General features: G+C 57.7%; 24 protein-coding genes and 1 pseudogene. 10 read left to right on the plus strand and 15 right to left on the minus strand.

The features are described from left to right. Positions 1-30: 30 nt before the first annotated feature. The 4 genes from HUO12_RS08985 to HUO12_RS09000 form a co-directional block, all read right to left on the minus strand. The gene (locus HUO12_RS08985; protein ID WP_176273232.1) at positions 31-375 is read right to left on the minus strand and encodes an ArsC family reductase; all 345 of its coding nucleotides are present in this window, start codon (positions 373-375) and stop codon (positions 31-33) included. Between the two features lie 86 nt (positions 376-461). Next, positions 462-935: a hypothetical protein gene (locus HUO12_RS08990; RefSeq protein ID WP_176273233.1), complete on the minus strand. Its 474-nt coding sequence runs from the start codon at positions 933-935 to the stop codon at positions 462-464. A gap of 104 nt (positions 936-1,039) precedes the next feature. Further along, on the minus strand, positions 1,040-1,507 hold the full coding sequence (gene ruvC, locus HUO12_RS08995) for a crossover junction endodeoxyribonuclease RuvC (RefSeq protein WP_176273234.1): 468 nt from the start codon (positions 1,505-1,507) through the stop codon (positions 1,040-1,042). Between the two features lie 92 nt (positions 1,508-1,599). After that, positions 1,600-2,346 carry a YebC/PmpR family DNA-binding transcriptional regulator gene (locus HUO12_RS09000; protein ID WP_176273235.1) on the minus strand — a complete coding sequence of 249 codons (747 nt, stop codon included), beginning with the start codon at positions 2,344-2,346 and terminating at the stop codon, positions 1,600-1,602. A gap of 61 nt (positions 2,347-2,407) precedes the next feature. Between HUO12_RS09000 and HUO12_RS09005 the strand changes: the two genes are divergently transcribed. Beyond that, on the plus strand, positions 2,408-3,151 hold the full coding sequence (locus HUO12_RS09005; RefSeq protein WP_176273236.1) for a CPBP family glutamic-type intramembrane protease: 744 nt from the start codon (positions 2,408-2,410) through the stop codon (positions 3,149-3,151). A gap of 5 nt (positions 3,152-3,156) precedes the next feature. Here HUO12_RS09005 and HUO12_RS09010 read toward each other — a convergent pair whose 3' ends face one another. The 4 genes from HUO12_RS09010 to HUO12_RS09025 form a co-directional block, all read right to left on the minus strand. After that, entirely contained in the window at positions 3,157-3,474 is a 318-nt protein-coding gene (locus tag HUO12_RS09010; RefSeq protein WP_332310428.1) for a heavy metal-binding domain-containing protein, read from the minus strand. A 113-nt stretch (positions 3,475-3,587) separates the two neighbouring features. Next, positions 3,588-4,082 (minus strand): GNAT family N-acetyltransferase, encoded by a 495-nt coding sequence (locus HUO12_RS09015; protein ID WP_176273238.1) that lies wholly within the window; start codon positions 4,080-4,082, stop codon positions 3,588-3,590. Positions 4,083-4,100: 18 nt separating this feature from the next. Then, on the minus strand, positions 4,101-4,337 hold the full coding sequence (locus tag HUO12_RS09020) for a DUF2312 domain-containing protein (RefSeq protein WP_067601806.1): 237 nt from the start codon (positions 4,335-4,337) through the stop codon (positions 4,101-4,103). Between the two features lie 82 nt (positions 4,338-4,419). Then, positions 4,420-4,755, minus strand: coding sequence for a DUF1244 domain-containing protein (locus HUO12_RS09025; protein WP_176273239.1), 336 nt, complete (start codon positions 4,753-4,755; stop codon positions 4,420-4,422). Positions 4,756-4,803: 48 nt separating this feature from the next. On the opposite strand from HUO12_RS09025, the gene pyk reads away from it, so the two are divergent. Beyond that, on the plus strand, positions 4,804-6,288 hold the full coding sequence (gene pyk / locus HUO12_RS09030; protein WP_176273240.1) for a pyruvate kinase: 1,485 nt from the start codon (positions 4,804-4,806) through the stop codon (positions 6,286-6,288). A 61-nt stretch (positions 6,289-6,349) separates the two neighbouring features. After that, positions 6,350-7,483, plus strand: coding sequence for a glycosyl hydrolase 53 family protein (locus HUO12_RS09035; RefSeq protein ID WP_176273241.1), 1,134 nt, complete (start codon positions 6,350-6,352; stop codon positions 7,481-7,483). A gap of 16 nt (positions 7,484-7,499) precedes the next feature. Here HUO12_RS09035 and HUO12_RS09040 read toward each other — a convergent pair whose 3' ends face one another. The 7 genes and pseudogenes from HUO12_RS09040 to rpoB all read right to left on the minus strand — a co-directional run bounded on the left by HUO12_RS09040 (position 7,500) and on the right by rpoB (position 19,239). Further along, the gene (locus tag HUO12_RS09040; RefSeq protein WP_176273242.1) at positions 7,500-7,787 is read right to left on the minus strand and encodes a PilZ domain-containing protein; all 288 of its coding nucleotides are present in this window, start codon (positions 7,785-7,787) and stop codon (positions 7,500-7,502) included. A 169-nt stretch (positions 7,788-7,956) separates the two neighbouring features. Beyond that, on the minus strand, positions 7,957-8,292 hold the full coding sequence (locus tag HUO12_RS09045) for a hypothetical protein (RefSeq protein WP_176273243.1): 336 nt from the start codon (positions 8,290-8,292) through the stop codon (positions 7,957-7,959). A 1-nt stretch (position 8,293) separates the two neighbouring features. Further along, positions 8,294-9,622: a glutamate--tRNA ligase gene (gltX, locus tag HUO12_RS09050; protein ID WP_176273244.1), complete on the minus strand. Its 1,329-nt coding sequence runs from the start codon at positions 9,620-9,622 to the stop codon at positions 8,294-8,296. Positions 9,623-9,696: 74 nt separating this feature from the next. Further along, positions 9,697-10,020 carry a DNA-directed RNA polymerase subunit beta' gene (locus HUO12_RS09055; protein ID WP_176273245.1) on the minus strand — a complete coding sequence of 108 codons (324 nt, stop codon included), beginning with the start codon at positions 10,018-10,020 and terminating at the stop codon, positions 9,697-9,699. A 411-nt stretch (positions 10,021-10,431) separates the two neighbouring features. After that, a pseudogene (gene rpoC / locus HUO12_RS09060) lies at positions 10,432-14,590 on the minus strand (DNA-directed RNA polymerase subunit beta'); the annotation flags it as partial. Between the two features lie 69 nt (positions 14,591-14,659). Further along, entirely contained in the window at positions 14,660-15,055 is a 396-nt protein-coding gene (locus HUO12_RS09065; RefSeq protein WP_176273247.1) for a hypothetical protein, read from the minus strand. Further along, positions 15,052-19,239: a DNA-directed RNA polymerase subunit beta gene (gene rpoB, locus HUO12_RS09070; RefSeq protein WP_176273248.1), complete on the minus strand. Its 4,188-nt coding sequence runs from the start codon at positions 19,237-19,239 to the stop codon at positions 15,052-15,054. The genes HUO12_RS09065 and rpoB overlap by 4 nt, the downstream gene beginning before the upstream one ends. Before the next feature lie 396 nt (positions 19,240-19,635). Here rpoB and HUO12_RS09075 point away from each other — a divergent pair, with 396 nt between their 5' ends. The 7 genes from HUO12_RS09075 (at position 19,636) to rplL (ending at position 23,777) form a co-directional block, all read left to right on the plus strand. Beyond that, positions 19,636-20,673 (plus strand): 50S ribosomal protein L11 methyltransferase, encoded by a 1,038-nt coding sequence (locus tag HUO12_RS09075; protein WP_176273249.1) that lies wholly within the window; start codon positions 19,636-19,638, stop codon positions 20,671-20,673. Positions 20,674-20,919: 246 nt separating this feature from the next. Continuing rightward, positions 20,920-21,054 carry a hypothetical protein gene (locus HUO12_RS14610; protein WP_269748042.1) on the plus strand — a complete coding sequence of 45 codons (135 nt, stop codon included), beginning with the start codon at positions 20,920-20,922 and terminating at the stop codon, positions 21,052-21,054. Between the two features lie 20 nt (positions 21,055-21,074). Next, positions 21,075-21,611: a DUF2975 domain-containing protein gene (locus tag HUO12_RS09080; protein ID WP_176273250.1), complete on the plus strand. Its 537-nt coding sequence runs from the start codon at positions 21,075-21,077 to the stop codon at positions 21,609-21,611. Continuing rightward, positions 21,611-21,844: a helix-turn-helix domain-containing protein gene (locus HUO12_RS09085; RefSeq protein WP_176273251.1), complete on the plus strand. Its 234-nt coding sequence runs from the start codon at positions 21,611-21,613 to the stop codon at positions 21,842-21,844. The genes HUO12_RS09080 and HUO12_RS09085 overlap by 1 nt, the downstream gene beginning before the upstream one ends. A 4-nt stretch (positions 21,845-21,848) precedes the next feature. Beyond that, positions 21,849-22,469, plus strand: a complete 621-nt coding sequence (locus tag HUO12_RS09090) for a CPBP family intramembrane glutamic endopeptidase (RefSeq protein ID WP_176273252.1) — start codon at positions 21,849-21,851, stop codon at positions 22,467-22,469. Positions 22,470-22,777: 308 nt separating this feature from the next. Then, positions 22,778-23,293 carry a 50S ribosomal protein L10 gene (gene rplJ, locus HUO12_RS09095; protein ID WP_176273253.1) on the plus strand — a complete coding sequence of 172 codons (516 nt, stop codon included), beginning with the start codon at positions 22,778-22,780 and terminating at the stop codon, positions 23,291-23,293. Between the two features lie 103 nt (positions 23,294-23,396). Next, complete coding sequence (gene rplL / locus HUO12_RS09100) at positions 23,397-23,777, plus strand: 50S ribosomal protein L7/L12 (RefSeq protein ID WP_176273254.1); 381 nt, start codon at positions 23,397-23,399, stop codon at positions 23,775-23,777. The last annotated feature ends 61 nt before the right edge of the window (positions 23,778-23,838 follow it).

The raw sequence follows: 23,838 nt of genomic DNA on the forward strand, positions 1-23,838 counted from the left end.
TGCATGGATATGCGCTGAATAAAGCCACGGTCATCCGAGCGCCGCGCCCCATTCCTCGGATTTGAACCCGACCAGCAATCCGCCTGAGTGTTCGACGACAGGGCGTTTGATCATGCTTGGATTTTCGCTCATCAATCGCACCGCTTTCGCCTGATCAATGTCGGCTTTGTCTTCGTCAGCCAGCTTGCGAAACGTTGTGCCGCGCTTGTTCAAAAGCACTTCCCAACCGACCTCATCCGCCCACGCGCTGAGTTTTGCCGGATCAGCGCCTTCCTTTTTGTAATCGTGAAAGGTGTAATCGCGGCCCTGCTCAGCGAGCCACGTCCGCGCCTTCTTGACGGTGTCGCAATTGGGGATGCCGTAGAAATGGATCACTGAAAACTCCGCAAGCTGGATCAAAAAACGGTCGCCGATCCATGACCGACGACCGCTCTTTTGTCACGCGGAGTTAGGCTGGCGCGTCAGTTTGTGTACCATTGCCCGGTGCCTGTCGCACTGGTGTCGCTGTACCAATACATCGTCGCGCTACCGTTTACATAGGCGCCTTCGTCATCCTTGCCCTGGATGCCAGCAACGCAGCCTAGCGGCGTTTCAGGGCCGGGCTCGCCCACATAATTACAGCCATAGGCGATCTGCGCCGTCCCGCCGTCCGATGCTGTGGCCGTGCAGGCGATATGAATAGCGAAGATGCCGCCATCGGGTTGGCCTGTGCCCGCGCACTTCATGGTGCCGGTCGATGTTGAGCCGTCTGCAAAGGTGGTCACGTATGTTCCGTCGACCGAGCCCCCGCGATATTGCATTCCGTCAGGGCCCATCAGCCCCCCATACGATTCAACCGGTTCCCAAGTAACTTCGTAAGTGAAGCTTTGCGCATGCGCGGTTCCACTCGCCAACGCCAATGCGCCGGCTACGATTGTTAGTCCAAGCTTTTTCAAGGTGTCGTCTCCCCATGTTAGGCGACCCAACATGCCTGCGACGCATGCGTTAGCTTACAACACGCCCTAGGGCGGCTTGATTGGACGGAATCGACGGGAGCGCTTCAGCTCAGATGCGCGTCAGCAATCGCAACAGCGAGCGCATCTGCCGCATCTGCCCCAGTGAATTGCGCGCTGGGCAGCAAGATCTTGAGCATCGCCTGGACTTGGCTCTTGTCTGCGCCGCCTGTTCCGACAACGGACTTCTTGACCAGCCGCGCCGCGTGCTCGTTTACGTGAAGGCCACCAGCTGCGCAGGCTGCAAGCACAACCCCGCGCGCTTGTGCAAGCTTCAGCGTTGATTGCGGGTTTTTGTTGACGAAGATTTCCTCTGCCGCCGCGCGATCTGGCTGATGCGTCTCGACAATTGCGCGGATGGCATCGTGCAAGTGGTGCAACCGCTCTGCCATCGGCGCTTTCGCATCGGTCTTGACCTGCCCATTCGCGATATGGCTGAGCTTCGAGCCTTCGCTGCGGATCACGCCCCAGCCGGTGCAACTGAGCGAAGGGTCAAGGCCGAGGATAATGGGCATCGTCTAAAGTCCAATTCGCCAGCCCAATCGCCACGCAGTTGCGATCAGGAATGCGAGGCCAAGAACCAACGCAAGTGCCCATTCGTAAGGCTTCACGCGTCGAGCTTAGACATCACTTCGTCGGAGATCTCGTAATTCCCCCAAACGGTTTGCACATCGTCATCGTCGTCCAGGACATCGATCAGCTTCAAGAGCGTGCTCGCGCCTTTCTCGTCCATCTCAACAGTGATGTTGGGCTTCCAGGCGAGCTTGACTTCTTTCGCTTCACCCAAAGCCTTCTCCAGGCTGCTTGCGACTTCATGAAGGTCTTCCGCAGCGGTCCAGATCTCATGGGTTTCATCGGATGACTGGATGTCTTCTGCGCCTGCTTCAAGTGCGGCTTCCAGCACAGTCTCTTCATCTCCCGCTTCGATGCCATATTCGATATAGCCCACGCGCTCGAAACCATGCGCGACCGAGCCTTCTGTGCCGAGATTGCCGCCATTCTTGGAAAACGCTGTGCGCACAGCCGTAGCCGTGCGGTTACGGTTATCCGTCAGCGCTTCGACAATGATCGCGCTGCCGCCCGGGCCATAGCCTTCGTAGCGGACCTCTTCGTAATTCTCGCCATCCGCTGCGTTCGCCTTGTCGATTGCGCGCTGGATGTTGTCCTTCGGCATGGACTGCGCTTTGGCGGTATTGACCGCAAGCCGCAGACGCGGGTTCATGTCGGGATCGGGCGTCCCCATCTTGGCCGCCACGGTAATCTCGCGGCTAAGCTTGGAAAAGAGGTTGGAGCGCTTCTTGTCCTGTGCACCCTTGCGGTGCATGATGTTCTTGAATTTGGAATGGCCTGCCATGGTGTGTCCTTGGGGAACTCTTTGTGAATCTTCTACCTGATGTGCGAAGCCCAATAGCCGCATGACCAGCACTACCACAAGCCTTGCGCATGCAAGTTCGATCACAGGCGAATGGCGGAATTTTGGCGGCTTTATCCGGCACCCATCCCTCCCCAACAAAGCAACCGGCTTTAGCGTGGAAGCCCTGGTCGCGGTTCTTCGGCTTTACGCGCTCGATCTGGCTTTGATGGGAGCACTCATTGGGGCGCTCCTGATCGCGATGGCAATGGGTTTCGAGATGCCCGCCAACTCGCTGAACGATCTGGAGCTTACGCTTTACTGGGTCGCAATCATCGTGCTGGGCGCACCGCTATTGGAAGAAATCGCATTCCGCAGCTGGCTGTCAGGCAGGCCGGGGCATATCCTCTCCGGACTTCTGGCCGCCGGCGCTGTGCTCACTATCCCGTTCATGAGGGATGCCGGCAGCAACGGGATCATCATGGGCGCAGCAGGTCTGTTCGCGCTGGTCGGGTTGATCGGAGCGATCAATCATGCCGGGCGCAATCGCGGGCCCTTCGGCTGGTTCAACTGGGCGTTTCCCGGCATTTTCTGGGTGATCACGCTTGGCTTCGGCGCGGTGCATCTTTCGAATTACGAAGAAGGCACTGGCCTCACCATGTTACCGCTCGTGCTGCCACAAGTGATTGCTGGAGCCTTGTTCGGTTTTGCTCGAGTGCGCTACGGATTATGGGCAGCGATCCTGCTGCACGCACTTCATAACGCTACCTTTCTCGGCGTTTTTGCGATCGGGAAAAGCGTCGGCTGAGACTGCTAGATTTTGACTGCGGTGCCGCTCGCAGAGACCATCAGCATGGAGCCGGTGTCACCGATCACTTCATAGTCGAGATCGATCCCGACGACAGCGTTTCCACCGCGTGCGGCGCATTCGGCTTGAAGCTCTGATATCGCCTGCTCGCGTGCATCAGCAAGAATACGTTCGTAGCTGCCCGAGCGGCCGCCCACGATGTCGCGGATATTGGCAAACAGATCACGAAACAGGTTTGCGCCAACGATCACCTCGCCCGTCACAATACCGAGATATTCCTGGATCGGACGCCCTTCGATCGTGGGTGTTGTGGTTACGATAATACCGCGCGCATCTTTCCAGGGACTGGCCATGTGTGCTCCTCAATTTGCTGTATTATCAACATAATACAGAATGAGAAAAATTCAAGGCTGTTTCAAAGCTACGCGCGGAGCGATCACAGCAGCTTCTGCCACCAGCAAACGTCCCGCCATCCGCCCAATTTCCATCCGACTTCGCGGTATACCCCGATCGAAGTGAAACCCATCGCTTCGTGCAAGCCGATGCTCGCGTCATTCGGCAGCGCGATTCCCGCAAACGCGCTGTGATATCTGCCTGACAGGTCTGCCAGCAGTGCCGCGTAGAGCTTCCTGCCAATGCCCCGGCGGGCATATTGCGGGTCGACATAGATCGCGACATCGCAGGAGGATGCATAGGCGGGCCGGGTGCGATGCTGGCTGCCATAGGCATAGCCCGCGACCTCCCCCGCAGTCTCCGCTACGTACCAGGCATGACTTGCGCTGCAATCCGTAATGCGCTGCTGCATCTCGAGCTCGTCTGGTGCGTCTAATTCGAAACTGGTCCAGCTTTCCTCGACGAAGGGACGATAAATCGCGGCGCAGCGAAGTGCGTCGGCTCTTGCATCCGCCCTACGAACAAGGACTTCGCGCATGACCCCTCCAATCGCCGGTCACCCCAGCCCAAGCGCTGCCTTGTAGGTTTCCAGCACGGTTTCCATTTCCGCGCGGTCGTCGGGCTTCATCTTACGCAGGCGGACGATCTGGCGCATGATCTTGGTGTCATACCCGACCGCTTTCGCCTCGGCATAAACATCGCGAATGTCGTCGGCGATGCCTTTCTTCTCTTCTTCCAGGCGCTCAATGCGCTCGATCAACAGGCGCAGGCGGTCATCGGTGGCTTCAGCCATCTGTGTGTCTCCAAAGATTATATGTGAATCAGTTGAGCTCTCGATAGCCAGCTGAAAGCTCCGATTGAACCCAGACAGCGAATTATTCCTGTTGGTTTTTCGCAACGCTCGCTTGCATAGCTTCGATCTGCTCTGCGGTGGCTTCGCTTTGGCGGGTCGCTTTCCATTCTTCCATCGGCATGCCGTGGATGATTTCGCGTGCGGCGGCCTTGTCTCCGTCAAAGCCTGCATCCCGAATCCAGTCCGCCAGGCAATTACGGCAAAAGCCCGCCAGCCCCATCAATTCGATGTTCTGCGCATCGTGGCGATGCTGCAAATGCCGCGCGAGCCGGCGGAAGGCCGCAGCAGCCACTGCATCATCAAGACTGTCGAGAGCATCCGCCGCATCGAATTGAGGGCTTGGCGCATTCGTATCCATTGATACAATTCCTTGAGTTGCCACAAAGAGCTGCCATAGCACAATTCCATGACAAAGCCCGCTTTGAACCATTCCGGGGATCTCAAGTTCGATCCGCGTGGCCGCAAGGTCAAGATTCTTGCGACCGTTGGCCCGGCGAGCTCCTCGCCCGATATGCTGCGGCGGCTCTTCAAGGCGGGCGCGGATGCGTTCCGCGTCAATATGAGCCATGGCGAGCACGACGTGCACGCCAAAACGATTCTGGCGATCCGCGCGCTGGAGAAAGAATTTCACCGGCCCATCGCTATTCTCGCTGACCTGCAAGGCCCCAAGCTGCGCGTGGGCACGTTCAAGAACGGGCAGGCGGTGATCCGCCATTCGGGCCATTTCACGCTCGATCAAAATTCTGAGCCCGGCGACGAGACGCGCGTGCAATTGCCGCATCCCGAACTGTTCGGCCTGCTGGAAAAAGGCCAGCGGCTGCTGATCAATGACGGCAAGATCAAGCTGAAAGTTATCAAGGCTGAAGCCGACAGCATATTGTGCTCAGCCGAGGTTGGCGGCGTTATCTCCGATCGTAAGGGCGTGAATGTGCCCGATGCTGAAGTCCCCATCCCTGCGCTCACAGAAAAAGACCGCAAGGATCTTGCTTTTGCGGTTCAGCAGGGCGTGGACTGGATCGGCCTCAGCTTTGTGCAGCGACCGGAAGATTTGGCTGAAGCGCGCAAGCTGATGGGCGGGTACGGCGCGCTGTGCGCGAAGATCGAAAAGCCCATGGCAGTGCGCCGCTTGGACGAGATCATGGAAGCAGCCGACGGCATCATGGTCGCGCGCGGTGATCTGGGCGTGGAACTGGAACCGCAAGAAGTGCCGCCGCTCCAGAAGAAGATCGTCAATGCCGCGCGCACTGCGGGCAAGCCGGTGATCGTCGCTACGCAAATGCTCGAAAGCATGATCGAAAGCCCGACACCGACGCGAGCAGAGGTCTCTGACGTCGCCAATGCGGTCTATGACGGCGCGGATGCGGTCATGCTCTCGGCCGAGAGCGCGGCGGGTGACTGGCCGGAAGAATCGGTCACCATGATGGACAAGATCGCAAGCCAGGTGGAGCGTGACGAAGGCTATCGCGCGCGGGTGCGGTTTCTCGATACGCCGCCGGATGCGACAACTTCCGACGCGCTTGCCCATGCGTGCATGACCATCGCTGACACAGTCCCGATCAGCGCGATCACCGTTTTCACCTCGTCGGGCTCAACCGCGCGACGTGTCGCACGCGAGCGGCCGGACACGCCTATGCTGGTATTGACGCCCAGCATGCGCACTGCGCGGCGGGTAGCGCTGCTGTGGGGCGCGCATGCCGTCGCCACCAAGGACATTGGCAGCTTTGAGGAGATGATCGCCAAAGGCAAGCGCATGGCGCTCAGGCATGGCATGGGCAAAGCCGGCAGCAAGCTGATCGCGCTGGCCGGTGTCCCTTTCGGAACGCCTGGCGCCACTAACCTGCTGCACGTCGTTACGCTCACCGGAGATGAACTGGAGCGACACAAAAGTTAAGCGCCCCTTCAGGTGATGAAGCGCTGTTTGCTGCATCTCACGTGCTTGATGGAGGCGCACCGTGCGGAAAATCAGTCAGCTATGCGTGGCAGCACTCGCTGCTCTGGCGCTCACCGCTTGCGATGAAGATGACAGACCGTCCCAGCCGCTCCCGGTCGCAGCGCCTGACACGCATCAAACCGCCATGGGTTTCACCCCCTGGCCCGCTGATCTCACGGCAGACGGAGTGGATCGAGCCTACGAATTTCTAAGCCAGAATGGCAATCTCATCGCGCACCACTTCGATGGTGGAATCCCGTGGGATGAAGCACTTACGGGCGATCCGTTCCCGCAGCATTTGCGTAATGATTGGCAGAACCGCCAAACCCGCACACCCAATGGCTTCAAGACTCTGGTCGCGATCACGCCGCTCAATTTTGACCGCGATAATCTCGCATCCGCGTGGACCAATAAAGGCGAAAACCAGACCTTGCCGCGACGCTGGGCATCGCGCTCACTGGATGATGCATCGGTCAAGAAGGCCTATCTCAATTATGCTGAGCGCGTAGTGGAAGTCTTCGATCCGGATTTCTTCGCAATCGGGATCGAAGCGAACATCATGATCTCGAAATCGCCTGAAAAATGGCAGGAGTATCTCGCTTTGAACGCCCATGTCTATCGCGGCATCAAGCGGAAATACCCTGATCTTCCGGTGTTCACGAGCGTGCAGTACGAGCACCTGCGCGGGATTGAAGACGAAGCGAAGCCGAACCTCGCTAAGCAAGCCCCGGCGGTTCGCGAGCTCATGCGGCATAGCGATCTGATGGCGCTTAGCACTTATCGATTTGGCGATTTGCACCCGAACCCCATGACAGCGGACTATTTTGATGTTGCAGAAAGCTTCGGCAAGCCGATTGCGATCGCGGAATCAGGCGCAATGTCCAAGCCAGTCAGAATATTCGGGATCAGGCTTCCGGCGAATGAGCGCGGGCAGGCCGCGTTTGTTGGCGGCCTTCTCGATCACGCCGCAGAGAAGGACTTTCCGTTTGTCGTCAATTGGGTGGCTGTCGATTTCGACCCGATGATCCCCAAACTGCCTTCGCCGCTGGACGAAATAGCCAAGGCTTGGGTTCACACAGGGCTTCAAAACGCTGACGGCGATGACAAACAAGCGCTCAGCGTGTGGCGCAGCTATCTCGACGAGTATGAGGATTAAGTGAGGCTAGGGCCGCTTAAGCAGCCAGACGGCTCAAATGCTCCAGCGTCGGCTCGTAGAGCGGTTCTTCAAACGCGATCCCTGCGCGCTCGTCCTCATTCCAGACAACTTCAGCAGGCTGATAATTGAGACCGGGAAGCTTGATCGAAATCGTCTCGCCGGGGCGGATCGACCATGCTCGCGCATCGACCATGCAGCCACCAAGGCTGATATCGAGCACCGGCAATTGCAGTTTGCGACCGGAATGATAGCGCACTTCAGCATCGTAGGCTGCGGTGAACCGGTCGTCTTTTCTGCGCTCCATTCTCTTCGCTCCTGAATCGTTCACGCTTACTGCAGGTGCGAGAGTGGTCGAACCGTGCTTGCTGTGAAGTAACGCATTAGGCTTGCCAGACCTGTTACGAGCATGGCGAGCAAATGGTTTGCGAACGTGGTTTCGCGCTGGTTAAAGCGAGGCTCCGGTTTGAGATTGTTCAGTTACCGAGTGCGATAATCGTGGCATATGCGAGTAGGCTCCAAGGCGATGATACTTCCCCTAATCCGCCAAGATAATCGCTAATCTCCGGATCTGAGAGATATTTAGCCAGCCTTTTTATGTATTGTGTCGCTTCCACATCGGGACCGATCTCGAAGTGCAAAGCTCGCTCTGTATTGTCTGCAAGGAATGACAAGAGTTCCGTGTAGTCTTCGAATGACTGTACATCCAAGCATAGCTCGTCCGGCAGATGGTGCGTATGGTGATCGAAGCCCTCTGCCCACGGAAGCCCAGCCAAATGCTCGTCGAGTTTCGTTCGGAACTGGCTTTTCATTTCATGAAGCCGCCGCTTTTTCCAGCCGCTTGCGAGCCTCGTCTTCGCCAATCAGCGGAAGCAGCTCGCCCATGTCGGGACCGTGATTCATGCCCGTAAGCGCCTGGCGCAGCGGCAGGAACAGCTGCTTACCTTTGCGACCAGTGCTCTCTTTCAAAGCGGAGGTCAGCGCGCCCCACGGATCATCGCTCCATACGAGCGTTGACGCAGCTTCGCTCAGATAAGCGCGGTCTTCATGCTCAAATGCAGGTTGCTCGATTGGGCCAGTGACCAGTCGCCACCATTCGCTCACTTCGCCAATGGTCGAGATATTCGGCCGAACGGCATGCCAGCCTGCTTCGTCCATACCCTCAGGTAAGCGGCCAGCAACATCGGTAAATTCTGTTTGATGGACAATCGCGGTGTTCACGCGCTCCAACTCCGCATCGTCAAACTTTGCAGGCGCACGGCCGAAGGTTGAAAGGTCGAAGGTCTCAAGCAGAGCGTGGATGTCTGCTATCGGCTCAACGGGAAGCGAGGTTCCAAGCCGCGCAAGCAGCGCGATAATCGCTTCTGGCTCAACGCCTTTATCCCGGAAAGCATCGCAGCCGAGTGAGCCCAAGCGCTTGGAGAGCTTACCTTCGCGCCCAACCAGCAGAGCTTCATGCGCAAAACTGGGCGGCGCGCTGCCCAGCGCTTCGAACATCTGGATCTGGACTGCGGTGTTGGAGACATGGTCTTCACCGCGCAGCACGCTTGTCACGCCCATCTCTATATCATCGACCGCGCTCGGCAGCATATAGAGCCAGCTGCCGTCAGCGCGACGGATCACCGGATCGGAAAGCTGTGCCGGATCGAATTTCTGCGCGCCCCGCACACCGTCTTCCCATGTAATCGGCGCGTCATGGTCAAGCTTGAAGCGCCAGTGCGGCTGGACGCCTTCCGCTTCTTTCGCCGCACGTTCTTCATCGGCCAGCTGCAACGCCCCGCGATCATAAATCGGCGGAAGCCCGCGCCCGAGCAGGACCTTGCGTTTGAGCTCGAGTTCCTGCGCAGTTTCATAAGCGGGATAGACTCGCCCTGCGGCTTTCAGTTTTTCAAACGCCGCATCATACAACGCAAGCCGCTGCGACTGGCGCTCCTCAGCGTCTGGCGTGATGCCCAGCCAGCTCAAATCCTCGCGGATCGCATGGACATATTCTTCCTTGCTGCGCTCCGCATCAGTGTCGTCAATACGCAGGAGAAAGCGTCCGTCCGCCTTCTTTGCGAGCATCCAGTTGTGGAGCGCAGTGCGGATATTGCCGACATGCAAATGGCCTGTGGGTGAAGGAGCAAAACGAGTGGTTGTCATAGTGCGCGCGGATAGCGGCGCTTTGTGACGGCGGCAAGCAGAACGGCCCGCCAGAACGATTTCGGCAAGGCCAGCTAACCCGCCGCGAACTCAGCAGCGACGAAGGTCATCGCTTGCTCCCATAGCAGATCAACGCGGCCAGCTTTCATGAGACCGTCGAGTTGGTGAACAAAGGCTTCGCGGTCGCGGGCTGATACCGCTTGAACGGCCCGCCCCATCGTGGCTTCATCCAGAGTAAGGGCGCGACAACACGCTCGCCCCACCTGGATCGGTTCAGGCCAAACCGACGTAAGCGTTTCAACCAGATCGAGCGCTGCAATAGCTGATGTAACATTGCCCAGTCTCGCCGCAAGCTCCGGCACAGGATCGCGTTTGGCACGCCGATGGATTGCAATCAATCGAAGCGAGAAAACGAACCTGACCGCAAGAGTATCGAGCTCATCGACGTGAGGTCGCTCCTGCAATTTTTCGATCCATGAAGCGGCGCTTGTCGGTTCGGATTGTCGCACAAAAGCACTCCCACGATTCTGAAACCTGCAAGCGGAGTATCTTAAATGCGAACGCTTCGCAATATCATTTAGGCTGCGTGACGTCATCTCGACGCAGTCTTTGCACAGAAAACCCCGCCGAAGCGTCAGCTCCAGCGGGGTCTTGTGTGCGTTTGAGCGCGTGAGTGCTTAGCGATTATTCAGCAGCGTCTCCGCCACCGCCCATAGCAGCTTTCATCGCGTCTTCAGAAGGAACTGCGTCCGCTTCCGGTTCTGGCTCACTTTCGTTAGCCACTGCCAAAGCTTCCTGCTGCTTCTTCCACTGCGCACGAAGCGCGGCGTCACGGCTCGATGCTGTCACACGCATGCGGTTCATGCCAGCGCCCGTGCCTGCCGGGATCAAGCGGCCCACGATCACGTTCTCTTTCAGACCGATCAGTGTGTCCTGCTTGCCTTCAACCGCGGCCTGCGTGAGCACGCGCGTGGTTTCCTGGAACGAAGCAGCCGAGATGAACGAACGCGTCTGCAGCGAGGCCTTTGTGATGCCGAGCAGGATCGGCGTGCCTTCAGCAGGCTTCTTGCTCTTCGTCAGCTTGGCATTCACTTCGAGCATTTCAGCGAGGTCAATCTGTTCACCCGGCAGCAGCGTGGTGTCTCCGCCATCGGTGATTTCGACCTTCTGCAGCATCTGGCGAACAATCACTTCGATGTGCTTGTCGTTGATCTTCACGCCCTGCAATCGGTAGACTTCCTGGATCTCGTTGACGAGGTACTCAGCCAAAGCTTCAATCCCCAAAACTTCCAGGATGTCATGCGGGTTGGGCGAGCCGGAAATCAACGTGTCGCCCTTCTTCACGAAGTCGCCTTCCTGAACGTCGATGACCTTGGTCTTCGGGATCAGATACTCGACGCGATCTCCCTCCTCCGGAACGATGGCGATCTTGCGCTTCGCCTTGTATTCACGGACGAACTCGATCTTGCCCGAGATTTTCGCGATCACCGACACATCCTTCGGCATGCGGGCTTCGAACAGCTCCGCAACACGCGGCAGACCGCCGGTGATGTCGCGCGTTTTTGCCGCTTCACGCGAAGCACGGGCAAGAATGTCACCCGCCTGTACCTCCTGACCATCGTCGACCGAGAGCGTCGTACCCGGAGCCAGCATGTAACGCTGCGCTTCGGTTTCTTCGCCTTTCTTACCAGTCGACTCTTCGCCCATCAGCGTAAGCCGCGGACGCAAATCATCGTTCTTCTTGCGGCCTGTTGCACGGTTTTCCGTGACAACGCGCTGCGCAATACCGGTCGCTTCGTCCGAACGCTCTTCCAGCGTCGTGCCTTCGACGAGGTCTTGATACTTCACAACGCCCGATTGCTCGGTAATGATCGGCAAAGTGAACGGATCCCACTCAGCAAGACGGTCGCCTTCCTTCACTTTCGCGCCATCCTTGAACATTAGCACGGTACCGTAAGGCACCTTGTGCATTTCACGCTCGCGGCCTTCCTTGTCGATCACAGCGATCTCGCCGTTACGAGCAAGCGAAAGGATGCGGCCCTTCTTGTCGGTGATGGTCGGCATGTCGCGATATTCGATCTTGCCGTCCGAAATCGACTCAAGGTGCGAGGTTTCGTTGAGCTGCGCTGCACCGCCGATGTGGAAGGTCCGCATCGTCAGCTGCGTGCCCGGCTCACCGATGGACTGAGCAGCGATAACGCCAACAGCTTCACCGATGTTCACAGGCGTACCGCGAGCCAGGTCACGGCCATAGCACGTCGCACACACGCCTTGCTCTGCTTCGCAGACCAGCGGCGAGCGGATTTTCGCGCTTTGCACTTCAGCTTCTTCGATCAGCTTGACCATCGGTTCGTCGATCAGCGTTCCCGCTTTCACGATAACTTCGTCGGTCTTCGCATTGATGAGATCTTCTGCAACCGTACGGCCAAGAATACGCTCACCCAGCGAAGCGATGACAGAACCACCCTGAACGATGGCACGCATTTCCAGCGCGTTATCGGTTTTGCAGTCCTCTTCAACGATCACGCAGTCTTGCGAGACGTCAACCAGACGGCGGGTCAGGTAACCCGAGTTCGCCGTCTTGAGCGCGGTATCGGCAAGGCCCTTACGAGCGCCGTGGGTCGAGTTGAAGTATTCAAGAACGGTCAGACCTTCCTTGAAGTTCGAGATGATCGGTGTTTCGATGATCTCGCCTGAAGGCTTGGCCATCAGACCGCGCATACCGGCAAGCTGCTTCATCTGCGCTGGCGAACCACGCGCACCGGAGTGGCTCATCATGTAGATTGAGTTGATCTCAGCCTGCTTACCGTCCTTGTCGATCGGCTGGGCTTTAATCTCGTCCATCATGGCGTCCGCCACCTGGTCACCGCAACGGCTCCAGGCGTCGATCACCTTGTTGTACTTCTCTTGCTGGGTGATGAGGCCGTCCTGATACTGCTGCTCGTAGTCAGCAACCAGCTTCTTGGTCTCTTCAACCATGCCATCCTTCGAGTCCGGAATGATCATGTCATCCTTACCGAAGGAGATGCCGGCCTTGAACGCGTGACGGAAGCCCAGCACCATGATCGCGTCAGCGAACAGCACTGTGTCCTTCTGACCCGTGTGGCGATACACTTCATCGATCACATCACCGATATCCTTCTTGGTCAGAAGGCGGTTGACGATGTCGAACGGAACCTTGTGGTTCTTCGGCAGACATTCGCCGATCAGCATACGGCCTGGCGTCGTGACAAAGCGCTGCATGCTGACTTTGCCCTTTTCATCAGCCTGCGGGACGCGCGCGATGATCTTGGTGTGCAGCGTAACAGACTTCGTCTCAAGCGCGTGGTGCACTTCCGCCATGTCGGCAAAGCGCGGCAGCTTCTCGACCTTATCGCCGCCCTTCTCTTCGATATATTCCGGCGCCTTCTCCTGCCGCTCCATAGAGAGGTAGTAGAGACCCAGAACCATATCCTGCGAAGGAACGATGATCGGCTTGCCGTTGGCAGGCGAGAGGATGTTGTTGGTCGACATCATCAGCACGCGTGCTTCAAGCTGCGCTTCAAGCGAGAGCGGCACGTGGACCGCCATCTGGTCACCGTCAAAGTCAGCGTTGAAGGCTGCGCAGACCAGCGGGTGAAGCTGGATCGCCTTACCTTCGATCAGCACAGGTTCGAACGCCTGAATGCCAAGACGGTGAAGCGTTGGCGCACGGTTCAGCAGAACCGGGTGCTCACGGATCACTTCGTCAAGGATGTCCCAGACTTCCTTGCGCTCTTTCTCGACCCACTTCTTCGCTTGCTTCAAGGTCATCGACAGACCCTTCGCATCAAGACGGGCATAGATGAACGGCTTGAACAGCTCCAAAGCCATCTTCTTCGGAAGACCGCACTGGTGCAGCTTCAGTTCCGGACCGGTCACGATGACCGAACGGCCTGAATAGTCGACGCGCTTACCCAGAAGGTTCTGACGGAAGCGGCCTTGCTTGCCCTTGAGCATGTCGGAAAGCGACTTCAGCGGACGCTTGTTCGCGCCCGTGATGACGCGGCCGCGACGGCCATTGTCGAACAAAGCGTCAACCGCCTCTTGCAGCATGCGCTTCTCGTTACGGACAATGATGTCCGGCGCGCGAAGCTCGATCAGACGCTTCAAACGGTTGTTACGGTTGATCACGCGGCGATACAGATCGTTGAGATCAGACGTCGCGAAACGGCCACCATCCAGCGGCACCAGCGGGCGCAGCTCTGGCGGGATCACAGGGATCACTTCAAGGATCATCCACTCCGGACGGTTGCCCGATTCGATGAAGCTCTCAACGACCTTCAGCCGCTTGATGATCTTCTTCGGCTTCAATGCAGACTTGGTCGTCGCAAGCTCTTCCAGCAGGTCTTCCTTTTCCTGCTCGAGATCGAGATCCATCAGCATGATCTTGACCGCTTCCGCACCGATGCCAGCAGAGAAAGCGTCTTCGCCATACTCATCCTGTGCTTCGAGCAGCTCGTCTTCCGTCAGCAGCTGGTACTTCTCCAGCGGCGTCAGGCCGGGCTCGATCACGATGTAGCTCTCGAAATAGAGCACACGCTCAAGCTGCTTCAGCTGCATGTCGAGCAGCAGGCCGATGCGCGAAGGCAGCGACTTCAGGAACCAGATATGCGCAACCGGCGCGGCCAGTTCGATGTGGCCCATGCGCTCACGGCGAACCTTGGTGACAGTGACTTCAACGCCGCACTTTTCGCAGACGACGCCTTTGTACTTCATGCGCTTGTACTTGCCGCAGAGGCACTCATAGTCCTTTACCGGACCGAAGATGCGCGCGCAGAACAGGCCGTCACGCTCAGGCTTGAACGTACGATAGTTGATCGTTTCCGGCTTCTTGATTTCGCCGAAAGACCAGCTGCGGATACGCTCTGGCGAAGCGAGGCCGATCTGGATCTGGTCAAAGGTTTCCGGCTTGGCCAGCTGGTTGGTGAATTTTGTCAGTTCGTTCATGACTTAGTTCCCTTAAGGGGATGAATTCTTTCGAGGCGGAATATGGAATAAGCGCTCGCGCGCCTCTCCTTATGCTTCCGCCTCCTGAATGGCTTTGGCGCAAGAAACTGCCGTACGGGCATAATCGATGCTCGCCCGCTCATTTTCGAGAATCTTGCGGGCTACTCCCAACATCGCGATCGCGTATTCGGTCTTCACCCGCAAAGCATCCTTGCCGATTTTCGATCCCAGCCACCGGGCAGTGTTCGCATAGGAGGCCTCCACAGCTTCTGACTGAGCGACGAGGTCGAGTTCCTCCTGGCTTGGCTCGTCAGATCTCGGGAGACCTTGCACAACCTTGCCAGCAACGCGGCATTCCATCGCCTCGACATAAAGCGCTTCGATTGGAGATTCTTCAGCCTGAGCGCCGGTTGCCGCAAGCAAGACAGCTGCCGGGATCAAAGCTAAGCTTATCCGTCCGATCATTCCGCTGCCTCCGGCCATTCGTCCTCGTCGCTCTCATCGGTCAAAGACTTCAGTTCGACATTGAGACCCAGCGAGCGCATTTCCTTGACGAGAACGTTAAAGCTCTCCGGAATGCCCGCTTCGAAGGTATCGTCGCCCTTGACGATCGCTTCGTAGACCTTGGTCCGGCCGATCACGTCATCCGACTTGACGGTGAGCATTTCCTGCAAGGTGTAGGCTGCGCCGTATGCTTGCAGTGCCCAGACTTCCATCTCACCGAAGCGCTGACCACCGAACTGCGCTTTACCACCCAGCGGTTGCTGCGTGACGAGCGAGTACGGACCGATCGAGCGAGCGTGGATCTTGTCGTCGACCAGGTGGTGCAGCTTCAGCATGTAGATGATGCCGACTGTGACCTTGCGGTCGAAAGCTTCACCGGTGCGTCCGTCAAACAGCACGGACTGGCCCGAGCTGTCGACACCGGCCTGCACCAGCATGTCGGTCACATCGCCTTCGCGGGCGCCGTCAAACACCGGAGTACCCATCGGGACACCTGCAGTCAGGTTGCTGGCCAGATCGATGATCTGCTCAGCGGAACGGCTGTCAATATCATCGTGGTACTGCTCGCCATAGACGTCCTTCAGACGCTCAACGACTGCTTCGGGCGGCTTCGCTTTCTTGAAGTCTTCCGCCGCATTCGGGTTAGCAAGCTTCCACTCTTCGAGCTGCTCCTTGATCTGCATGCCGAGGCCGCGCGCTGCGAAGCCGAGATGCGTTTCAAAGATCTGACCCACGTTCATGCGCGAAGGCACGCCCAGCGGGTTGAGCACGATGTCGACCGGCGTGCCGTCTTCAAGGAAAGGCATGTCTTCGACCGGAAGGATCCGGCTGATGACACCCTTGTTCCCGTGACGGCCAGCCATCTTGTCGCCCGGCTGCAGCTTGCGCTTCACCGCGACGAAGACCTTAACCATCTTTAGGACGCCCGGTGCGAGTTCGTCACCGCGCTCCAACTTCTCCTTACGGTCTTCGAACTTGTCGTCGATGCCCTTGGCAGCTTCGTCGTACTGGCTCTTCACCGCTTCGAGCTGCGCCTGACGCTTGTCGTCAGCCACTGCGAACTTGAACCATTCGTGCTTGTCGATGCCTTCAAGCAGCTCAGCGTCGATCTTCGTGCCTTTCTTCACGCCCTTAGGCGCTGCAGAAGCGGTCTGACCGACAAGCATATCGCGCAGGCGGTTATAAGTCGCACGGTTGAGGATCGCGCGTTCGTCCTGGCTGTCCTTGCGCAGGCGCTCGATCTCTTCGTTCTGGATCGCGCGCGTACGGTCATCGATCTCGATACCGTGGCGGTTGAAGACGCGGACTTCCACGACTGTTCCGGCAACACCCGGAGGCAGGCGCAGGGAGGTATCGCGCACGTCAGAAGCCTTCTCACCGAAGATCGCGCGCAGAAGCTTTTCTTCCGGCGTCATCGGGCTTTCGCCCTTTGGCGTAATCTTGCCGACAAGGATGTCGCCCGGATGCACCTCTGCACCGATGTAAACGATGCCCGCTTCGTCCAGGTTGCGCAGCGCTTCTTCGCCAACGTTTGGAATGTCGCGGGTGATGTCTTCTGGCCCAAGCTTGGTGTCGCGAGCCATCACTTCGAATTCCTCGATATGGATCGAAGTGAACACGTCGTCCTTCACGATGCGCTCAGAGATCAGGATCGAATCTTCGTAGTTGTAGCCGTTCCACGGCATGAACGCGACGAGCGAGTTCTTGCCAAGCGCGAGTTCGCCGAGGTCGGTCGAAGGACCGTCAGCGATGATATCGCCTGCTTCAATCGTCTCACCCACCTTCACCAGCGGACGCTGGTTGATGCAGGTATTCTGGTTCGAGCGCTGGAATTTCTGCAGCGTGTAGATGTCCACACCGGACTGACCCGGCTCGACATCACCGATCGCACGGATCACGATACGCGTCGCATCAACCTGGTCGACGATGCCGCCGCGGGTTGCTGCAATCGCAGCGCCGGAATCGCGGGCCACAGTCTCTTCCATGCCGGTACCGACCCAAGGCGCTTCCGCCTTGACCAGCGGCACAGCCTGTCGTTGCATGTTCGAGCCCATCAGCGCGCGGTTCGCGTCATCGTTCTCAAGGAACGGGATCAGCGAGGCCGCAACAGAAACGAGCTGCTTGGGTGAAACGTCCATCAGCGTGATCTGCTCACGCGGCGCCATGAAATAATCGCCGTTCTGACGTGCAGAGACGAGCTCTTCTTCAAAGCTGCCGTCTTTTTTCAGCTCAGCCGAAGCCTGCGCCACGGTGTGCTTCTGCTCTTCCATTGCGGAGAGATAGACGACTTCGCTGGTGACCTTGTTGTCTTCGACGCGGCGGTATGGCGTTTCAATGAAGCCATACTTGTTGACGCGGCTGAACGAAGCCAGCGAGTTGATCAGGCCAATGTTCGGGCCTTCCGGCGTCTCAATCGGGCAGATACGGCCATAATGCGTCGGGTGAACGTCGCGGACTTCAAAGCCTGCACGCTCACGCGTCAAACCGCCCGGGCCAAGCGCCGAGACGCGGCGTTTGTGCGTGACTTCGGACAGCGGGTTGGTCTGGTCCATGAACTGCGAAAGCTGCGAAGAACCGAAGAACTCACGCACAGCTGCCACAGCAGGCTTCGCGTTGATGAGGTCGTTCGGCATCACAGTGCTGACATCGACAGAGCTCATCCGCTCCTTGACTGCACGCTCCATGCGCAACAGGCCAACGCGGTACTGGTTTTCCAGCAGCTCACCGACGGAGCGAACGCGGCGGTTGCCGAGGTTGTCGATGTCATCGACATCGCCCTTGCCGTCCTTGAGGCCGACCAGTTCCTTGACGACAGCAAGGATGTCTTCCTTTCGCAGCGTTGTCACAGTGTCTTCAGCATCAAGGCCCAAACGCATGTTGAGCTTTACGCGGCCAACAGCCGACAGGTCATAGCGCTCCCCATCGAAGAACAGACCTTCGAACAGAGCTTCCGCGGTCTCCTTCGTCGGTGGTTCGCCCGGACGCATGACCTTGTAGATCGCTTCCAGGCCTTCATCGCGATTTTCCGCCTTGTCGACTTGCAGCGTGTTGCGGATCCATGGACCCGTGTTGACTTCGTCAATGTCGAGCAGTTCAAGCTTGTCGATACCGGCAGCGTCGAGCTTCTCGAGATTGTCCGGAGACACTTCTTCGCCCGCTTCGATATAGATGCGGCCGGTCTTCTCATCGATCAGGTCGTTTGCAGCATAGCGGCCGAAGATTTCTTCAGTCGGCAGCAGCAGGTCCTTAAGACCGTCCTTGGCAGCCTTGTTAGCCGCGCGCGGACTGATCTTCTGGCCAGCCGGGAAGACTTCTTCGCCGGTCTTCGCATCAACCAGAGCGAAGGCAGGCTTCTGACCACGCCATGCTTCTGCGACGAATGGAATCTTCCAGCCATCCTTAGCGCGCGCCCAGGAAACGGTGTCGTAGAAGTGATGCAGGATTTCTTCGCTGTCCAAGCCCAGCGCATAAAGCAGCGCCGTCACCGGCAGCTTACGCTTACGGTCGATCCGGACATTGACGATGTCCTTCGCGTCAAACTCGAAATCGAGCCATGAACCGCGATACGGGATCACGCGTGCAGCAAACAGCAGCTTGCCTGAGCTGTGCGTCTTGCCGCGGTCGTGGTCAAACAGCACACCAGGCGAACGGTGCATTTGTGAAACGATAACGCGCTCTGTGCCATTGATGATGAAGGTGCCGTTGTCCGTCATGAGCGGCATATCGCCCATGTAAACGTCCTGCTCCTTGATATCCAAAACCGAGCGGGTTTCGGTTTCCTGATCGACTTCGAACACGATCAGGCGCAGCGTCACCTTCATCGGAGCGGCATAAGTGATGCCGCGCTGGCGGCATTCGGTTGTGTCGTATTTCGGCGGCTCAAGCTCGTAATGAACGAAGTCCAGTTCAGCGGTACCTGCAAAGTCGCGGATCGGGAAAACGCTGCGCAGCGTTTTCTCAAGGCCGGAGACATAGCCGGTTTCCTTGTCCGAGCGCAGGAATTGCTCGTAGCTTTCGCGCTGAACCTCGATCAGGTTCGGCATCTGCACTGCTTCGTGGATGTCCCCGAAGATCTTGCGGATGCGGCGCTTGGCTGTGCCCTGAGGGGCAGCGGCCTTCTTGGTCGATTTCGCTTTAGTCGCCATGGAAGAGATATGCCTCTTTATAAGTATGCCTGCTTGCGTGTCCGCTTGCAGGCTTCAGTCTTGATTGCGTCTGCGTCACGCGAAATTGGCTTCGTTTCGGACGCGAAAAGGCCGCAGCGTATGGCGCACCTATCCGGTCCGCTTGCTGCAGCTCATTTAAAGCGTCGCGATTTTGAAGCCCGCTGCTTCCATCCTTAAAGCCGATCCCCGCGCATGAATCAGCCTTGCTCGAAGCTCGCGGTTGACAGCCATGTAGGAAGGCGAGGATGCCTTGTCAATCAGCCCTTGCCTTCAAGTGCTGGCCCTCGGCATTTGGGTTGCGTCCGCCATCGAATTAAGCTTTGTCATAGATGCGGTCTTTGAGACCGCGCACGATCGTTCAGAGGGCAGGTTTTTATGGCCGAGGCCGCTTCAAACGACCCACTTGGCAATCCGGCCGCCTTCCTGCTGATGGTGCGCGGCTTGTCGGAGGCTGGGCGTACAGGCATGGTCTCATCTCTGATCGACAAAGCAAACGCGCTTTATGCAGGCGATCCTTTTTGGGAAGCGGCGATCCGCCAATCGGTCGTCCATCTCATCCCGGGCTTTCACGACTCCATGCTGCGCGACACCGCACGCAACCGTGTCTATCGCGAAGCTCTCGAAGGACATGCAGCAGGCCGAAGAGTGTTGGACATCGGAACAGGCTCCGGCCTCCTCTCCATGATGGCAGCGCGCGCTGGCGCAACGCATGTCTATGCTTGTGAGGCGAATGCTCTTCTTGCCAGGGCGGCCAATAAAGTGATCGAAGCGAACGGGTTAGCTGATCGGATCACTGTGCTGACCAAGCCGTCGATTGAGCTCGATCCTGAAGCGGATCTCGGCAGCAGGGTGGATTTGATCGTGTCTGAGATAATCTCTGACGACATGTATGGTGAAGCTTTGCTCCCATCGCTGAACGATGCCAGCCGGCGACTTATCAAGGATGACGGGATATTTCTGCCAAGCATGACTTCGGTGCAAGTTGCGCTCGTCGACTTTGGTGGGATGCCGGAGTTCACCTCTGATGTAGAAGGCTTTGACCTATCCGCCTCCACTCAGCTGCTGTCACGTAACATAGCTGTACGCGCCAGTCGCGCGGATTTGGAACTACAGTCTTCTTCCGCCTCGCTATTCATGTTCCATCATGCGCCGGGATTGACGCAAAGCGTCGTCGACAGCGAAATAGCGAATGTCACGACGCGCAAGGGCCGGGCCAATGCAATTGCGCAATGGATCAAATTTGAGTGCGGTGAGGGCCATCAGTATGCGAATGCGCCCGGTGGCCCTGCCAATCTGCACTGGCGGATACAGCTGACGCCGATTGAGCCGCTGGAGCTTTCCGAAGGCGAGGTCGCCGCCATCGAAGCGCACCGCGATCAGCTGGGTATGGTTCTGCACGCTCGAGCTGCCTGATCAGGCAACCCAAGCGGCGATTCACATCACTAGTCATACTGATTCTCTCTCAGATCGCTTGCGGCCAGGCCGCTTGCCTATGGCTCGATCTCCATTCTCGCGCGCAAAATCGCGAAAAATTCCCCTGAAAAATCAACAGTAATCACGAAATTCGATATGTATTATATCGTTTTTCAATATTATTGCTTGACGATAAACAATGTCAGGCATATTGATAATCAATATTGAACATCAAGGAGATCGATAATGTCTACATTCAAACAACAATCCGTCGCCGCAGTCATGGCTGTCCTTATCTCAGTCATTTCGCTGCAAGCTATCGTGACGGTTCCGCCCGCACAGGCGCATGCCTCGACCAGCCAGCTGGTTGAACTGGCCTGAGGCATCACTGGAGTATTCGCATGTCAAACCCACTCGCCAATGATGCATTGCTCAAGTTCGGGCGCATCCTCACCTATATCTTCCAAGTCTTTCTCGGCCTTGGCGCGATTGCGCTGACCTTCGCAATACCTGTGGTACTGCTCAGTCAGGATCATATCGCCAAGGAGCTGACGGCAGATTCCACTCTATCGCTCGGGGCTACAGTCGGAGCGATTGTCGCAGTCCTGCTTCTTGCACTTGTTATCGTCGCAATGGCTTTCGTCTTCTTCCGCAATCTTCGCCAGATCATAGAGACGGTAGGCGCAGGCGACCCCTTTGTGCCAGAAAATGCAGACCGCCTTGGTGTGATGGGCTGGATCACTCTTGCCATTCAGGTCATCGCACTGCCACTTGCAGGCATTGGCCTGCTGGCCGCCAACGCATTCGAGGAACAGAATTTCACTGTCGATGCAGGCCTCGACCCCGGTGCAGTCATACTCGCTGTCGTACTGTTCATCCTCGCACGTGTGTTCCGCAAGGGCACTGAGATGCGCGACGATCTGGAAGGAACGGTCTGATGCCCCCAGCAACCCCAGAAGAAGGAGCACGGATTGTGGTCAAGCTCGACGATATCCTGCACGAAAAACGCATGACGCTAACCGAACTCGCTGAGCGGGTCGGCCTGACACTTGCGAACCTCTCGATCCTCAAGACCGGCAAGGCCAAGGCCATCCGCTTCTCAACCCTCGAAGCGATCTGCCGCGAGCTTGAATGCCAGCCGGGCGACCTGCTCGGCTACGAGACCGAATAGTCCGATGCTGCTTCAAGAGCTTGTCGATACAACGGTCCAGCTCGCGGTTGGGTTTGTCCTCGCCGCCGCGATCTGGGCCGTTTTCGGACGCAAGCGTGCGCCCTTCACCCAATGGGTCGGACTGACGCGGCCGAGCGATGGATGGCTCCTGCCATCTGCTGTCATCTTGCTTGGCCTTGGTGCGCTGTCAGCTGTCTTCATCGCGCTTGGCCCGCTGGGCGATCTTGCAACCGGCCCCGGAACTGTCGGAGGCAAATTGCAGGAGCAAGGCTTTACGCCAGCAATGATCGGCGTGATTGCTCTCGGCGCGTTGATCAAGACAGGCTTTACCGAAGAGCTGATTTTTCGCGGGCTCATCGCTAAGCGGCTGATCAACTGGCTGGGCTTCAAAACCGGCAATGCGATCCAGGCCATTCTGTTTGGCGCCGTGCATCTCGTGATCTTCGCGGTGCCGGGTGCGCCAGAACCACATGTCCTGACAATCGCAACATTGTTCGGCCTGCCAGCACTCGCCGGATGGTGCATGGGATACGCGAATGAAAAGTTCGGTGGCGGCTCGATCGTGCCGGGATGGCTGATCCACGCCGGCGGCAATTTCGCCAGCTATCTGCACTTCGCGCTCTGAACCCGGCGTGCGCTGAATGAGCAAGAATGCTTGACTCGTTGGGATACACCGCTATTTGCGCCCCCGACCGCTTTCGAGTGGTCATCCGTCCGAGACAGTTGGTGAAGACATTCCGGTCTTCTTAATTTCCAGCCTAGACGGGGAAACGAGATTTCCGGCTCTGCTGAAACGCATGGCCATTCGATGCCGCAAGCGGCGTCCTCCTTCCCTAGTCAAACGGACCTTTGGTTATGCCGGTAAGCGGCATGATCAGATTTGAGCCGGTCGCGTGGGCCTTGGTCCGCGCGATCATAATGAAGGAGTATGGCATGGATCGTTCGCAGAAAGCCGAAGCGGTCGCTGAGCTTAACTCAGTCTTCAACGAGGTTGGTGTTGTCGTTGTGACCCGCAATCTCGGCCTGACAGTGGAGCAATCCACTGAGCTGCGCGGGAAGATGCGGGAAGCGGGTGCGTCCTACAAGGTTGCGAAGAACCGTCTCGCCAAGCTCGCTCTGAAAGACACTGACTATACGGGTATCGATGAGTTTCTCACCGGCCCGACTGCACTGGCCTGGTCTTCCGACCCGGTCGCAGCCGCCAAGGCTGCTGTCGATTTCGCCAAGTCGAACGACAAGCTGGAGATCGTTGGTGGCTCGATGGGCAGCCAAGTGCTCGACGAAGCTGGGGTCAAGGCACTCGCCTCGATGCCAAGCCTCGATGAGCTGCGCGGCAAGATTGTTGGCCTCGTCAACGCACCTGCAACCAAGGTTGCTCAGGTCGTTAACGCACCGGCTGCCAAGCTTGCACGTGTCTTCGGTGCTTATGGCGCCAAGGACGCTGCGTAAGGGACGCAAGGTTCGCAAACGCGATTTTTTCCGGGGTTCACTAACGAAAGCCGAACCCCAGCCGGCCCCACATTACGGGGCATGTATTTTGGAGTGAAACATCATGGCTGATATTGCCAAGCTTGTTGAAGAACTGTCGAAACTGACTGTCCTCGAGGCAGCTGAACTTGCAACCGCTCTTGAAGAAGAGTGGGGCGTTAGCGCTGCTGCCGCAGTTGCTGTTGCTGGTGCCCCTGCGGGCGGTGGCGACGCTGGTGCCGCTGCTGAAGAGAAAGACGAATTCGACGTCATTCTCACCGGCGACGGTGGCAAGAAGATCCAGGTGATCAAGGAAGTCCGCGCCATCACCGGTCTCGGCCTTACCGAAGCCAAGGGTCTTGTCGAAGGCGCGCCAAAGCCGCTTAAGGAAGGCGTTGCCAAGGCAGAAGCCGAAGAGATCAAGGGCAAGATCGAAGCAGCTGGTGGTACTGTAGAACTCAAGTAATTGAGTTCGCGTCATCAGTCGCATCGATCAGCTTCAAGCTGATCAAACAAGGGGCAGTGCC

It is taken from the genome of Altererythrobacter lutimaris (assembly GCF_013371495.1).
Classification (GTDB): domain Bacteria; phylum Pseudomonadota; class Alphaproteobacteria; order Sphingomonadales; family Sphingomonadaceae; genus Erythrobacter; species Erythrobacter lutimaris_A.